Source organism: Streptomyces sp. NPDC017890, assembly GCF_044328675.1.
Lineage (GTDB): Bacteria > Actinomycetota > Actinomycetes > Streptomycetales > Streptomycetaceae > Streptomyces.
Map to the genome: position 1 here is coordinate 17617 of NZ_JBIRHU010000006.1, position 13533 is coordinate 31149.

Annotated in this window: 13 protein-coding genes and 2 pseudogenes; 10 read left to right on the forward strand and 5 right to left on the reverse strand. The window is 69.1% G+C overall.

What is annotated here, in order from left to right; all coding sequences use genetic code 11:
- Positions 1–25: 25 nt before the first annotated feature.
- Positions 26–1015 (reverse strand): GlxA family transcriptional regulator, encoded by a 990-nt coding sequence (locus tag ACH4F2_RS09520; protein ID WP_398132121.1) that lies wholly within the window; start codon positions 1013–1015, stop codon positions 26–28.
- Positions 1016–1147: 132 nt separating this feature from the next.
- Here ACH4F2_RS09520 and ACH4F2_RS09525 point away from each other — a divergent pair, with 132 nt between their 5' ends.
- From ACH4F2_RS09525 to ACH4F2_RS09535, 3 genes and pseudogenes are all read left to right on the forward strand, one after another.
- Positions 1148–2032, forward strand: coding sequence for an NAD(P)-dependent oxidoreductase (locus ACH4F2_RS09525; RefSeq protein ID WP_398132122.1), 885 nt, complete (start codon positions 1148–1150; stop codon positions 2030–2032).
- Between the two features lie 131 nt (positions 2033–2163).
- Entirely contained in the window at positions 2164–2754 is a 591-nt protein-coding gene (locus ACH4F2_RS09530; protein WP_398132353.1) for a maleylpyruvate isomerase N-terminal domain-containing protein, read from the forward strand.
- A 105-nt stretch (positions 2755–2859) separates the two neighbouring features.
- A pseudogene (locus ACH4F2_RS09535) lies at positions 2860–3088 on the forward strand (IS630 family transposase); the annotation flags it as partial.
- 64 nt (positions 3089–3152) lie between these two features.
- On the opposite strand, the gene ACH4F2_RS09540 reads toward ACH4F2_RS09535, so the two are convergent.
- Entirely contained in the window at positions 3153–3527 is a 375-nt protein-coding gene (locus tag ACH4F2_RS09540; RefSeq protein ID WP_398132354.1) for a VOC family protein, read from the reverse strand.
- Between the two features lie 112 nt (positions 3528–3639).
- Between ACH4F2_RS09540 and ACH4F2_RS09545 the strand changes: the two genes are divergently transcribed.
- The 3 genes from ACH4F2_RS09545 to ACH4F2_RS09555 all read left to right on the forward strand — a co-directional run bounded on the left by ACH4F2_RS09545 (position 3640) and on the right by ACH4F2_RS09555 (position 5957).
- Positions 3640–4032: a winged helix-turn-helix transcriptional regulator gene (locus tag ACH4F2_RS09545; protein ID WP_398132123.1), complete on the forward strand. Its 393-nt coding sequence runs from the start codon at positions 3640–3642 to the stop codon at positions 4030–4032.
- Between the two features lie 487 nt (positions 4033–4519).
- Positions 4520–5014, forward strand: coding sequence for a hypothetical protein (locus tag ACH4F2_RS09550; protein WP_398132124.1), 495 nt, complete (start codon positions 4520–4522; stop codon positions 5012–5014).
- 34 nt (positions 5015–5048) lie between these two features.
- Entirely contained in the window at positions 5049–5957 is a 909-nt protein-coding gene (locus ACH4F2_RS09555) for an NAD-dependent epimerase/dehydratase family protein (protein WP_398132125.1), read from the forward strand.
- A 75-nt stretch (positions 5958–6032) separates the two neighbouring features.
- Here the strand turns inward: ACH4F2_RS09555 and ACH4F2_RS09560 are convergent, their stop codons facing one another.
- A complete protein-coding gene (locus ACH4F2_RS09560) occupies positions 6033–6857 on the reverse strand; it encodes a DUF1963 domain-containing protein (RefSeq protein WP_398132126.1) in 825 nt (274 codons plus the stop codon).
- 192 nt (positions 6858–7049) lie between these two features.
- Here ACH4F2_RS09560 and ACH4F2_RS09565 point away from each other — a divergent pair.
- Together ACH4F2_RS09565 and ACH4F2_RS09570 are read left to right on the forward strand one after the other, a co-directional pair.
- A pseudogene (locus ACH4F2_RS09565) lies at positions 7050–7216 on the forward strand (IS5/IS1182 family transposase); the annotation flags it as partial.
- A gap of 805 nt (positions 7217–8021) precedes the next feature.
- Positions 8022–9305: a DUF4157 domain-containing protein gene (locus tag ACH4F2_RS09570; protein ID WP_398132127.1), complete on the forward strand. Its 1284-nt coding sequence runs from the start codon at positions 8022–8024 to the stop codon at positions 9303–9305.
- Between the two features lie 134 nt (positions 9306–9439).
- On the opposite strand, the gene ACH4F2_RS09575 is transcribed toward ACH4F2_RS09570, so the two are convergent.
- On the reverse strand, positions 9440–9799 hold the full coding sequence (locus ACH4F2_RS09575; RefSeq protein WP_398132128.1) for a DUF6233 domain-containing protein: 360 nt from the start codon (positions 9797–9799) through the stop codon (positions 9440–9442).
- Between the two features lie 154 nt (positions 9800–9953).
- A complete protein-coding gene (locus ACH4F2_RS09580; RefSeq protein WP_398132129.1) occupies positions 9954–10286 on the reverse strand; it encodes a hypothetical protein in 333 nt (110 codons plus the stop codon).
- 408 nt (positions 10287–10694) lie between these two features.
- On the opposite strand from ACH4F2_RS09580, the gene ACH4F2_RS09585 reads away from it, so the two are divergent.
- Positions 10695–11609 carry a diiron oxygenase gene (locus ACH4F2_RS09585; RefSeq protein WP_398132130.1) on the forward strand — a complete coding sequence of 305 codons (915 nt, stop codon included), beginning with the start codon at positions 10695–10697 and terminating at the stop codon, positions 11607–11609.
- Positions 11610–11631: 22 nt separating this feature from the next.
- Positions 11632–13173: an FAD-dependent oxidoreductase gene (locus ACH4F2_RS09590; RefSeq protein ID WP_398132131.1), complete on the forward strand. Its 1542-nt coding sequence runs from the start codon at positions 11632–11634 to the stop codon at positions 13171–13173.
- Positions 13174–13533 lie beyond the last annotated feature (360 nt).

Genomic DNA, 13533 nt, shown 5'->3' on the forward strand with positions numbered 1-13533 from the left:
GCCGTCAGGTTGGTGGCGATGGCCGTCACGTCGGAGGGAAGGCCCGCCGGTAGTCGCTCGGCGACACCCCGATCTGTTTGAGGAAGTGGTGGCGGAGGTTGTTCGCGGTGCCGAGGCCGCTCAGCTCACCGATCCTGGCGATCGGCAGGTCCGTCGTCTCGAGCAGGCTCTGAGCCCGTCGCAACCGCTGGTTGAGCAGCCACTGCAGCGGAGTCACCCCGGTGGCGGCCTGGAGCCGCCGGTAGAAGGTGCGCGGGCTCATCGCGGCCCGCCGGGCCAGATGCTCGACCGTCAGCGGCTGGTCGAGGCGGGCCCGGGCCCAGTCCAGTACGGGGGCCAGGCCCATGTCGTCGGTGGCGGGCATGGGCTGGTCGATGAACTGCGCCTGGCCGCCCGGGCGGTGGGCCGGCACCACCATGCGGCGGGCCAGCTGGTTGGCCACGTGCGCGCCGAGATCGCGACGTACGAGGTGGAGGCAGAGGTCGAGTCCGGCGGTCAGGCCGGCGCTGGTGAGGACATCGCCGTCGTCCACGTACAGCACCGAGTCGTCGACCCGCACCTTCGGGTAGCGGGCGGCCAGCTGGGCGGTGTGCATCCAGTGGGCGGTGGCGCGACGGCCGTCGAGGATGCCGGCCTCGGCGAGGGCGAAAGCGCCTGTGCACAGGGAGACCATGCGGGCACCGGCGTCGTGGGCGCGGCGCAGAGCCGTGATCAGTTCCGGCTGCAGCGGCCGGCCCTCGTCGACACAGGCGTCGGGCACCGAGGGCACGATGACCGTCCCGGCGCCGACGAGGTCGGCGAGGCCGTAAGGGGTGCGCAGGGACAGCCCGGTGCCGTTGGCGGGAGCGTCCGGGTCGGGCTCCCGGGTGCTGCACAGCCGCAGGTCGTACCAGGGGTCCGCCAGGTCCGGCTGCGGCTTCCCGAAGACCGTGCAGGGGAGGCTCAGTTCGTACAACTCCCAGGAAGGGACGTCGATTTCCTCGGTCACGACCAGGGCGACGGAACCAACACTCATGCCGCTCAGCGTATGGCAGGAATTTGGTGGTCGCCGTCACTGCTGTCACTTCTCCCGCCCGCGCCCTGCTGCGAGTGTGGTGCGCACGTGATCAACCGGCCCAGGCGTGGGCGGACGTACAGGAGTTGAGGCATGGGTACCGAGCGTTCGGCCGTCACGGTCGTCGGACTGGGCCAGATGGGATCGGCGCTGGCCGCCACCTTGCTGGAGCGGGGCCACCCGACCACGGTATGGAACCGTTCGGCGGGTAAGGCGCAGCCGCTGGTGGACGGGGGTGCCCGGTTGGCCGCGACGCCGGAGGAAGCGGTCGCGGCGAGTCCGCTGATCATCGTCTGCGTCCTGGACTACGACGCGCTGCACGCCATCCTCGACCCCGTCGCGGGTTCCCTGGCGGGCAAGTCCCTGGTCAACCTCACCTCCGGCTCCCCGGAGGGGGCCCAGGAGGTCGCCGCATGGGCCCGCTCGCACTCCGCCGACTATCTCGACGGCGCGATCATGACCACTCCGCCGGGGGTCGGCAGCCCCGAGATGATGTTCCTGTACAGCGGGTCGCAGGACCTCTTCGAGGCCCAGCGCCCGACCCTGGCGGCCTTGGGCGACCCCCTGCACCTGGGTACCGAGCCGGGTCTGGCCTCCCTCTACGACGCCGCGCTGCTCGGCCTGATGTGGGCCACCATGACCGGCTGGCTGCACGGCACCGCCCTGGTCGGCGCGGAGAAGATCGAGGCCACAGCCTTCACCCCGGTCGCGATCCGCTGGCTGAGCGCCGTCACCGGATTCCTGACCACCTACGCCGCCCAGGTCGACGCCGGCCGTTACCCGGGCGACGACGCCACCGTCGACGTACAGATCGCCACCGTCGATCACCTCCTGCACGCCGCGGCGGCCCGGGGCATCGACAACGCCCTGCCCGAACTCCTCAAGACCACCATGGAACGCACCCGGGACCTGGGCCATGGCTCCGACAGCTACGCGAGCGTCATCGAGGTCCTGAAGAAGGGGACGGGCAGCGCGTGACCGTGATCCCGCGGGTCGCCGCAGCCCCGCCTCCTTCCGCGCCCGCCTCTCCTGCCACGTCGGCCCCTCCAGCCTCTCCGGCCCGTCCGGCCCCTTCGTACGCTCCGGCTCACGCCCCGCGCTGGACGGGCCTGCTCGCCACCGCCACCGATGCCTGCCTGGCCGCCCTCGGGGAGGTGGCCGGGCAGGACTGGTCGCGCCCCGCCCACGGCCTCGACTGGACCTGCCGCCAGACGCTGGACCACCTCGCCCTCGGCCTGACCGGCTACGCGGGCCTGCTCATCAGCCGCCCCGCCGACCGCTACATCACGCTCTTCGCCTCCCTCGACCCCCAAGCCCCCATCCCCGACTGCCTGGACGGCCTCCGCATCGCCGCGGCCCTCGCCACCTCCACCATCCGCGACACGGCGCCGGGCGTACGGGCCTGGCACCCCTGGGGCCCCTCCGACGCCGCCGGCTTCGCCGCCATGGCGATCACCGAACTGACCCTCCACACCTACGACATCACCCGCGCCCTCGGTCTCCCCTGGGCCCCGCCCGACACCACCAGTACCGCCGTCCTGGCCCGGCTCTTCCCCGACGCCCCTTCCGGCCATCCCTCGTCCGACACGCTGCTGTGGTGCACGGGCCGCGCCCCGCTGCCCGGGCTGCCCCGGCGCGTGGAGTGGCAGTGGGACGCCACCGTGCGCCGACATCCATTGACTTCGACAGCTATCGATTGAAACGCGATAGATGTGCAGTCTTCTTCTGAGTCAGGAATTTCCGTTCAGCTGTGCAGGGTTGTCCGGTGGCGCGTACTGGGCGGCCGAGGGCCGAGTTGATCCTGCGGCTCGTCCTGGCTCCACCTGGTCGAGCGGTGGTTCGCCGGGCTGACGAACAAGCAGGCACCACGCGAGGTCCACGCGACACAAGACCGTCCAGGCCCTCGAGAAGGGCATCCGTGCCTGGATCGCCGCATGGCACACCCCCCGGCCCTACGCCTGGGCGAAGACCGCTGACGAGATCCTCGAACGCCTCGCCAGTTACCTGAACGGAATTCCTGACTCAGAAGGCTAGCCAGGCTGGCATGCGGCTCCCGTTCGCATGCAGCCCCGTCGCGCATGGAAGGAGCCGGCCGACACTACGCGCCGAGTACCTGACGCCGCACCTCCGGCTTCCATTCGACGTACTCGGCCTCCACCCCGCCCCGATGACGGGCGTAGAGGAAGCGGCCGGTTGCGCTGGTCGTCTCCTTCGTGGTGATTTCGGCGCCTGCCTCGTCCAGCGCCACACGCGCCTGGTCCAGGTCGGAGACAATCACTGTGGCCGTGGCGTGGGCATACCGAGCGCGTTCCTCCGCAGGTCCGGCGATGACCAGGAAGTCACCGATGGCGGCGAGCTCTATCTCATCGAAGGCGAAGTGCAAGTCCGGACCCGTTCCCGTCAGGCGCTCCAGGAGGGGGAGGGTCGTGCTCAGGTCGTCGGCCCAAAGGCGGGCGTACGTCTTGAGAATCATCATTGCTCCAGGGGTCCGTTCAGGCTGCCGTGGTTTCCAGCAGATACGGACTAACCGTAGGAGAGTATGCTCCGAACTGGAAGAACGCACCTTTCCGTGACAGGGGCACCTCGTGGTAACCAAGCAGCCCGCCCGTGATCCGGCCGACACGGATCTCACCCGCGCCGACTCGCTGGCCCGCGAGATCTTCGCGGGCGTGGCCAACAAATGGGCGTTGTTGCTCATCAACGTTCTGGCCGACCGCACCCTGCGGTTCACCGAGTTGCAGACGCAGGTCGGAGGCATCAGTCACAAGATGCTGTCCCAGACGCTGCGGCACCTGGAGCGGGACGGGCTGGTCGACAGAACCGTTCATCCGGTGGTGCCGCCCCGTGTCGAATACCGCCTCACCGAAGCCGGCCAGGCACTGCGCGCCACGGTCAACGGAATGTGTGCCTGGACCCTCACCTATCTAGACCACATCGAGGAGGCTCGGCGCCGGTTCGACTCCGCCCGTGCGGTGTGACGTGACTGAAGGCAGGAACGGCCGGGCCGGTCATGGCCGGGACCGCGGTGAGACGCAGGGGTTACGGCCGCGATGTCGACCGACACCGCCAGCGGGCCGGCGAGCAGGGCGCAGACGCTCACCCGACACGGAAAAGACCAGCTCAAAGGCCGATAGCGCTGCATCCCCGTACGCACGCGCAGGTACCCCCACCACTCCCCCGGACCAGTGACCGCCGAGTCCTCAAGCTTCGATGCCAGGAAAGTACGTTGTGTCGGACCTCGACGGTGATCTGCCTCCTCTGGCCTTGTGGCAATAGACCGGCGGGCATGGGCAGGCCAGGGGCCCCATGTTCGGCCCAGGGACATGTACAACCGCGCCACCTGAGACCACCCGATCGGCATTCTTTGCCATAGCAGCAAGGCGCCTTCGCGAATTGGCACGGTTGCGCGGACGCTGGTCCTCAAGCGCCCCTGACTGCATTGGGGTAGGTACGAGAGGGCAACTGATGACCAGCAGTGACATAGCCGCAGCCGCTGCGAGCCGGCCCGACGAGCAAGACACCGAGTCGTCCGCCTGCTTGGCCACTGTGCGCCAAGTCGCCAATCGGTTCACCGGGACATACGGCCTGACGCAGGTTGACCCCGAGTTCGATCTACTCTTCGCCGAGACCGTGGAGGTCTGGCACAGCTTCGATCACAGGACCGTGTCACTTCCGGGCGATGAATTCGCGGGTGCGATGCTGCGGATGCTCCGTGCGACCGCCGACCTCGTGAGAAACCACGCTGACCGCATCTGGTCCCTCCACGTCGACCACCACGGCTTCGCTCTGGCCGCCACCGCTTCGGGCGAATTGGAAACCGGCACCCCGGTGCGCATTTCGCGTTGTCTCCAGGTGACGGTCCACGAGGGGCGCATCACACGCATCTGCGAATTCGGCGACCAACAGCAGCGTCTGCCGCTGGATGAAGCCCTGCGCGCCGCAGGCCGCTTCCGCAGCTGACACCCTCATCACCCCAACATCGTCAGGAGTCATCATGGACGTCTTTCTCACAGGTGCCAGCGGCTATATCGGCGGAGCTGTGGCCCGCCGTCTGATCCGCGAGGGGCACACGGTGCGCGGCTTGACCCGCACTCCCGGCGTGGTCGATGCTCTCGCCGCCGCCGGCATCGAACCGGTCGTCGGGGACCTCGACGACGCGGCGCTGCTCAAGGGAGAGGCCGACCGCGCCGACGCGGTCATCAATGCCGCTCACAGCGACCACCGTGGCGCTGTGGCCGCCGTTGTCGACGCTCTGCGGGGTTCGGGCAAGGTGTTGATCCACACCAGCGGGACCAGCGTCATCGGTGATGACGCCCAGGGTGAGTACGAATCTGAGGTGATCTTCGACGACGCGAAGCCTTTCAGCCCGGGAAACCACGAGATCCGGCGGGCTCGGTATGCCATCGACCGCTCCGTCATCGATGCCGGTGCAGCGGGAGTGCGTTCGGTGGTGCTGTGCAACTCACTGATCTACGGCAACGGCACGGGACCGCGCCCGCAGACCGTGCTGATCCCGCCGCTGGTCACACAGGCGCAGGCCAGCAAGACCGTCCGCGTCGTCGGACGCGGCCTGAACCGCTGGTCGACGGTGCACCTCGACGACATGGCCGACTTGTATCACCTAGCGCTCACCGACCCCGCGGCCACGGGCTTCTACTTCGTGGAGGGCGGCGAGGACGCCTCGTTCGCCGATATCGGTGAGGCGATCGCCCGTCGGCTGGGTCTGGGGGCGGTGGAGCCGTGGGATCTGGGTTCCGCTGCGGCCGCGTGGGGGGAGGGTTTCTCCCGGTACGCCCTCGGCGCCAACAGCCGCGTGCGTGCCACCCGGGCTCACGACCTTGGCTGGCACCCCTCGCGCCCATCGATCACGAACTGGATTGAGCAGGAAATGCCCTTGCCGTGAGGCGGTTGGCGCGTCGGTGGTGTGGTGGCGTGGCGGTTGGAGCGTCGGTCGGGACAGCCAGAATCGGACATCAACTCACGGGCCTGCGAAGCACCCCAGGACGGTCACCTGGTCGAAGTACCGCGCCTTCACGTCCTTCCTCGCGATCGTCCAGAAGACGTCACCGCCGATGTGCAAGTTACCGAAGTCCAAAACGCCGCCGTACCATTGAGCGAGAAGCGCCCAGTCGTCGGGACGAGGCCGTGCCCATGGGCTGGCCCGCCTGCCTTCCGGCTTCCCTGCCCCCCGTGCCGCCATGGCGGCGGACGCGGTGATGGGGTCGTCCTCACCGTAGGAGTCCCTGGAGTATCCGTCGATCTGCAGGTGAGTCTCGTCGCGATGGTGCCTGTCCTCGTACAGCACGTCTGACCAGGCCTGGCGCAGTTCCTTGGCGTGCGGGTGCTCGACGGGGTCGATCAGCACCTCGTTGTCCGGCAGAGAGAGGTCGTACTTCAACCGTAGCTCCGCGCGGTCGTAGCCGCCGTCCCCAGGGCGTTCCTCGAGGGGCGTGCCGGCGGGGACATACATCACTCGGCCGGAAGCATCAAGGTCGTCGGGATGGAGCCGGGCGAAGAAGAAGAGCCGGCCGTCGCGGGGCAGTACCAGAGTCGTTGCGTCGTCGGGCAGCGCGGCGAAGTCCAGCATGGCGATCAGGTTCAGCCCTGCCGGGAGTCGGGGAGCGTCGGCGGGGAGCAGGGTGGGGCCGCCGAAGTGGCCCACTACCGGCCCGTCCACGGTGGACGCCAGGGTGGCGCAGGGGCGGGCGGCCTCGAGCCACCTCTCCACCTCGGCGGACGGGACGCCGCCCGCGAGCGCCTTCTCACGGAACCGGTTCATCTTGTCGAGCATTTCGGGTTTCATACGGTGAACGTAGTGGCGGGTACTGACACATGGGCCGGACCATGACGTACACCGGGCAACTGCCGGTTCCCGCGGGGCGGCCGCCGACGCAGACCCCGACCGTCTCTCAGTGAACCTCTGCCATCCTGTGCTGGCGGGTGAAATTGGCTGGTCGGAGGGTGTGGTGACGAGGCAGGGCCCCTCGTCGTCGGCGTGGTGATTCCACTCAGCACACCGGCCACTGAAGGGCCCTGTTGGTTCCGTACCCTGCCACGCTCGACGTCCCGCACGAGCTCGTCGAACACGTTGCCTGGCTGCTCTACGAGCACCGCGGCGCCGCGCGGCGCAGGACGACGACATCGAACAAGCGGCCTTCTTTCCCCTGCCCGACGCCCTGAAGCTGCTCGGCGAACTGGACAGCGCAACACAGCGGGAACCCATCGTCGGCTACCTGACCGGGGCCATCGCGCCGGGGACCACCTGGCTGTACCGCAACCGGGGCACGCAGGAGACGCTTGTCGCCCGCTGGTGACGCCAGGCAGCGACTACCACAGGAAGATCACTATCTACTGCTGGAGCCTTCCTCCAGAGGTACGCCGCGCTCTGAGCTGACCTTGGCGTTCGATACACGGGTTCCTCGAAGGGTTTCCCTCGGCGATCTCCGTACGCGGTCGCCTGGTTCCTTCGGGTACGGCTCCGGTGATCCTCGTCCGCTGATCCTCGTCGAGGAGGCGGAACGAATTTTCTCCATGGCCTCCGACGTCTGGATTTCCTCCAGGTCGGCCTCATCAGCGAGTTACCGCTCCGCTTTGGTGAGAATCACCCGGAACAGAGCCTTCCGCAGGGTGAAGGTGACAGGCTCTCAGCAACGGGGGTCTGGCCTGACGCGGCGCCGGTAACCCGGCGCGGCCGGGCGCCCGCCCGCCGCATGCAAGACGACGTGGTACCAGGCGCGGTAACCGCGGGCGTAGCACCGGCTGGTCAGGAAATGTGCCCCCGGCTCTGCCTCTTCGGACCTGTCGGCATACCGGGGTGCAGCGGTAGTCCTGAAAGATCAGATGGAGCAATCCTCGGTCATTTCAAAGGGGTGTCATCATTCACGCGCACGCACGGCGGGAGCGCCGGTCAGGCGAGTCGGAAGCAGACCGCGCGGCAAGCCCGCTGCTCAACAGGCCCGCCCAGCGGATGCTGGACCTCCAGCGCCTGGCTGGGAACGCCGCGGTGGCGCGTGCCGTCGAGACAACCAGCCACGAACACGAACCCACGCACGGGCACATCGGTGTGGAGGAGGGCGGTCCCGCCGACCAGCGCCAGCTGCTGGAGGCGGCCATGGCGGGTCCGAGCCGCGCGCTGACGGGGCCCCTGCTGGGCGAGGCGTCGGCGTTCTACGACAACAACGCGCTGTCCGCAACCCGCCTTCACGACGATCCGACGGCTCAGCGCGCGGTCGCGGCGATGGGCGCCCAGGCCATGACTGTCGGCACGCACGTCTTCATGGGCCCGACGGCCCAGGGGCGCAAGGACATCATCGGCCACGAACTCGGCCACGTCGACAAGAACCTCCGGGGAGACCGCGAGACGGGTCAGAACAACGGTGCCGGAGTGACCGTGACCGACCCGGGGCAGGACTCCGAGCGGACCGCCGCGGCCGACGGAGCCGCCTTCGCGGCAGGCGCGGCGCACGCGCCGTCCGTCCTCGCACAGCGGGCGGCCGTACCGGGCGCAGGCCACGCAGCCCCCGCCGTGCAGCGCAGTGCCCGCGCGAGCGGCGCTCTGGGGGCGGATCCGCTGTCCGTGGTCCAGCGGTACGGCTCGGGTTACGCACCCGCCCGCCCCGCACGACGGCACCGGGTGGACGTCAACAGCCTGCCGAGTTATTTCGAGGACCCCACGTACAGAATGACCAGCAGCAAGGCGGGCGGCGACTGGTCCACGGCGACGCTCGGCCCGAACGGGCTCTTCGACATGGGAACCGACGCGGACTCCAGCCTCCCCCGCGCGATCCGCAAAGCCAGGGACTCCTACGGCATCAACTTCAAGGCGGGCCATCTGCTGAACGCCGAGTTCGGTGGGACCGGCAGGCATGCCGCCAACCTCACGATCCTCACTCCGACCGCCAACCGACTGCATCAGTCGTTCGACAATCCAGTCAAGTCGGCCGTCCGCAGGCTGCGGCGGGTGTACGAACTCATGGCGGACATGTATCTCCCCGTCAACGAGCTCGACTACGGCATCAGCGTCAGCGTCAGCGTCTCGCAGACGAAATGGGACAGCGGCAGTCCCGGCAAATACATCACGACCCAGCTGCACTGCCAGGCTGACGTCACCGGATTGACCAGCGTGATGGACATGCTTCTGGAAGCCTACCAGGAGGGCATAAACACCCAGGCGGTCTACGCCGTGATCGATGAGATCCAGAACTATGTCAACATTGCCAACAGCAACAACATCATCCCGAACACCTATTGAGCTTGGCGTTTAGCAATACCTCGCAGCCCACGAGCGACCTTGCCCGCTGGCGGCCGCGACGGGATCAGTCGATGACCTTCAGCGCGACATCGGGCCGGCAGCCCGCAGGGCTTTCAGGCCCCCGCGAGGAGTCGTCACGCTTCGTCCCGGTCGACGGGGCGGCGGTGCCGGCTGCCCGCCATGTAGCAGTCACCGGCGTGAACCTGCAGTGGCGGGCGGCGCGCGCCGACGCCGGGTTCGACCGAGTCCAGGATGCGCGGGCCGCTCTCGTGGAAGGGGGCCGGAGGCAGCGCGAGACCGCCCCAGCGGTCCTGGATAGCGGCGACTCGGTCGATCTGTGCGGCCGGGATGCCGTGCCTGAGCCACGCGTCGCGGTGGCGCTCGATGTCCTCCCGAGGAACGCGGACGCCCTCCACCTCTACGAACCTCTTGGCCCTGCGGGTCAAACCGGCAGGCGCGACCGGGATCGGCGGTACGGGAGTGGCGGCCGTCATGGTGCCGGAGTCTAGTGGCGGGGTCCGGCGGGCGCCTCGGGCGGCAGCCCCGGCCCGCTGACTTACGGGCCAAAATCGCGCTCAGGGGGCCAACTCGTGTGCTCAAAGGCCAACTGTCGCGGTTCTACTCGGCCCGCCATGCCAGGTAGGACGCTCAGTGTGACGCGAGGAATCGGCCGGTACGAAGACTCGGGCGCAGCAGCCGTCTCAGTCGTCGGCGGCTACAAGGAGGGCGTGCGGCCGGTGCGGTGTGCACGCGTATCCAGAAGTGCTCGTCGACCGGCCCGGTCACGTCCGGTTCGTCGAACTCGGCTGCGTAGGGCGAGGCCGTGAGCGGTTCCGGGAAGAGGCCGAGTTCCCTGGTACGCGCCACGGCGTCCGCGCAAGGCCGGTCGCTGCCCACGCACAGGTATCGGTCCCACCCGACGTGCACGGTGAACACGTCGCCGACCTCCAGCCGGTACCAGGCTCCCTGGTCGCGGAGCATCGCACGGACCAGTTCCAGGGCGACCGGGAGGCAGACTTCGGCGCCGTCGTGGCCGTCGGGGCCGACTTCGGCGTCCCGGGGAACGTCTCCCGGTCCACAACGGACAGCGCGTGCCGCCGGCGTTCTGTGGTCATGCGCCGCACGGCGTCCGGCGCACCGGTCGCCGTGATGAGCGCACGCGCCTCGCTCACTCCCGCGTCGTCGAGGTCAGCGGCCCCGACCCGTTCCCACAGCTGCCTGCGCCGCCGACTGATGGCACTTCCCCGGCATCGCGGTCCGTCGACCATGGTTGCTCCGGGATATACCCAGGGCGACTCTTGCTATAAGGTTCGTCAACAACATGCCGTTACCGCCAGTAATGGCATCCGAGGACGAGCAATTCCCGGCCCCGACCCGAGGAGTCCCGACATGGCCCTCAGCATCTGGCGACCCAAGACCGAGAGCCGCACGCCCGACGACGGCACGGCGCGGCGCCTGCTCGACTCGTCCGCGCAGCTCTCGTACGACCCTCTCACCGAGGTCGACTGGGAGACACCGCTCGACAAGAGGTTCCACGGTGCCAGCCCCGAGTGGAGCACGCTGTACGGGACGGCGTACTGGAACGAGATGACCGAAGCTCAGCGCAGGGCACTGACGCGGCAGGAGGCCGCGTCGGTGGCGAGCACCGGCATCTGGTTCGAGATGATCCTGCAGCAGATGGTGCTTCGGGACATCTACGCGAAGGACCCGACCAGCGACACCTTCCAGTGGGCGCTCACCGAGATCGCCGACGAGTGCCGTCACTCGATCATGTTCGCTCGCGGCGCGAAGAAGCTTGGGGCGCCGGCCTACCGGCCGCACCGGGCAGCCGTCGAACTCGGCAGGTTCTTCAAGACCGTCGCATTCGGTGAGGCCGCGTACGCGGCGATCCTGGTCGCCGAGGAGGTCCTCGACGTCATGCAGCGCGACTGGATGCGCGACGAACGGGTGGTGCCTTTCGTCCGGACCATCAACAACATCCATGTCGTCGAGGAGTCACGGCACATGAAGTTCGCCCGTGACGAGACGCGCAGGCACCTCGCGCGGGCCGGACGCACACGCCGCCAGATCCAGTCGCTCCTGATCGCCGTGGCGGCCTACGTCATCGTCACCAGCATGGTGAACCGGAAGGTCTACGCGAACGCCGGCCTGGACGAGGACCGCGCCATCCGCGAGGCGAAGGCCAACGAGCACCACAAGTCGATGATGCGGTCGAGTTGTTCGGGCCTGATGGAATTCCTGACCTCCGTCGGCCTGCTCACCAGGCCCGCCCTGTACTTCTACAAGCGCGCCAACCTGATCTGACGACCGGAGCCGAGTGGACGACATGGCCTTCGCGATCACCCAGACCTGCTGCAACGACGCCACGTGCGTGTCCGTCTGCCCGGTCAACTGCATTCGCCCCACACCCGAGGAACAGGCGTTCGGCAGCACGGAGATGCTGCACATCGACCCGAAGACCTGCATCGATTGCGGCGCGTGCGCCGACGCCTGTCCGGTGGATGCCATCTTCCCGGTCGACAGCCTGACCGACGCTCAGCGGGAGTACGCCGACATGAACGCGGCCTACTTCGAGCACGCTGAGGAGGCGACGGCGGAGGCGGAGGAGCCGGGGGCGAACACCTCCGGGCCGAACTTCCATGCCTGGGGCGAGCCGACCTTCGATCGGATCCTGCCGCCTGACTTCGGGCCGCTGCGGGTCGCTGTCGTGGGTACCGGGCCGGCGGGGATGTACGCCGCCGAGGACCTGCTGTTGCACACTCGGGCCGACGTGACGCTCATCGACCGGCTTCCGGCCCCTGGCGGCCTGATCCGCTACGGCGTGGCCCCGGACCACCCGGCGACCAAGAAGATCGGCGACACCTTCGCCCGCTTCCACACCCACCCGCGCGTGCGCATGTACCTCGGCCTCGAGGTGGGCAAAGACGTCACGGCCGAGGAGATCGCCGCACACCACGACGCGGTGATCTACGCCGTGGGCGCTGCCACGGACCGGCGGCTCGGCATACCCGGCGAGAACCGGACGGGCTGCCTTTCCGCGACCACCTTCGTCGCTTGGTACAACGCACATCCGGAGGTCGCACCGGACGCCGTCGATCTCTCGAGCGAACGTGTCGTCGTGGTCGGCAACGGCAACGTCGCCCTTGACGTCGCCCGCATTCTGGTCTCCGCCCCGGAGGCACTCGCCGACACGGGAATCGCACGCCACGCGCTGGCGGAGTTGCGCCGCAGCAAGGTGCGCGAGGTGGTGCTGCTCGGACGCCGCGGTCCCGAGGACGCAGCATGCACCCGGCCCGAACTGCTGGCCCTGAGGCACCTTCCCGAGGTGGACCTGGTCGTGGACGACCACGATCCGCGCATCGGGGCCGTGGTCGACGCCGCCGGGCCGAAGGACAAGGCGGCGGTGCTGCGGGGCGTGGCGCGGGAGGCCGTCGACTGGTCCGTGCCACCGAGCGCGACGGGACGGCGGCGGCGCATTGTGTTCCGTTTCCTGTCCACGCCGGTGGAAGTGTCCGGGGACACACACGTGCGTGCCGTGCGCGCCACCGACGGAGCCGGTGAGCTGAAGATCCCGGCCGGCATGGCGCTGCGGGCGATCGGCCACCGCGGAGTGCCGCAGCCGGGACTGCCGTACGACGAGGCAACCGGGACGATTCCGCACGAGCGCGGCCGGGTGATCGCAAGGGCCGGAACATACGTGGTGGGCTGGATCAAACGAGGGCCCTCCGGAGGTATCGGCGCCAACCGCCGCTGCGCGGCGGAGACGGTCGGGACCCTGCTGGCCGACGCGGTCGCGGGAGCACTACCCGTGCCGGCCTCCGGGCCGATGAGATTCCACCGCCTCGCACGTCGCCGAAGCCGCGGCTGACCCGCGCCGGTTTGGCCGCCGTGCGCGGCACCGGCTGCTGGAACTCACTCCCCCGGCAGGCCCCGCGCAGGTCGAGGCTCTGCGCCTCGGGGCCTGCCGGCGAAGGCCCCGACGCCGCCGCGCGGCCGCGCAGCACGGCGGAGCCGGGCCGGGACACGGGGGCGACGTGGCGCCGGCTCCTTGCCGGTACCGGCGCCGGGTGCGGACCATGTGGGTGTGTAAGCCTGTTCGGCTCGGCCGGCTTCTCCCTGGGGCACCGGAGGCCGGTGGCCCGTGGCCGGGCGAGCCGAGGCCAGGCACGGGCGGTGATCACCAGCCGCTTCCGCCTCCACGCGAGGGACGGGCAGCGGGCCAGCGCCG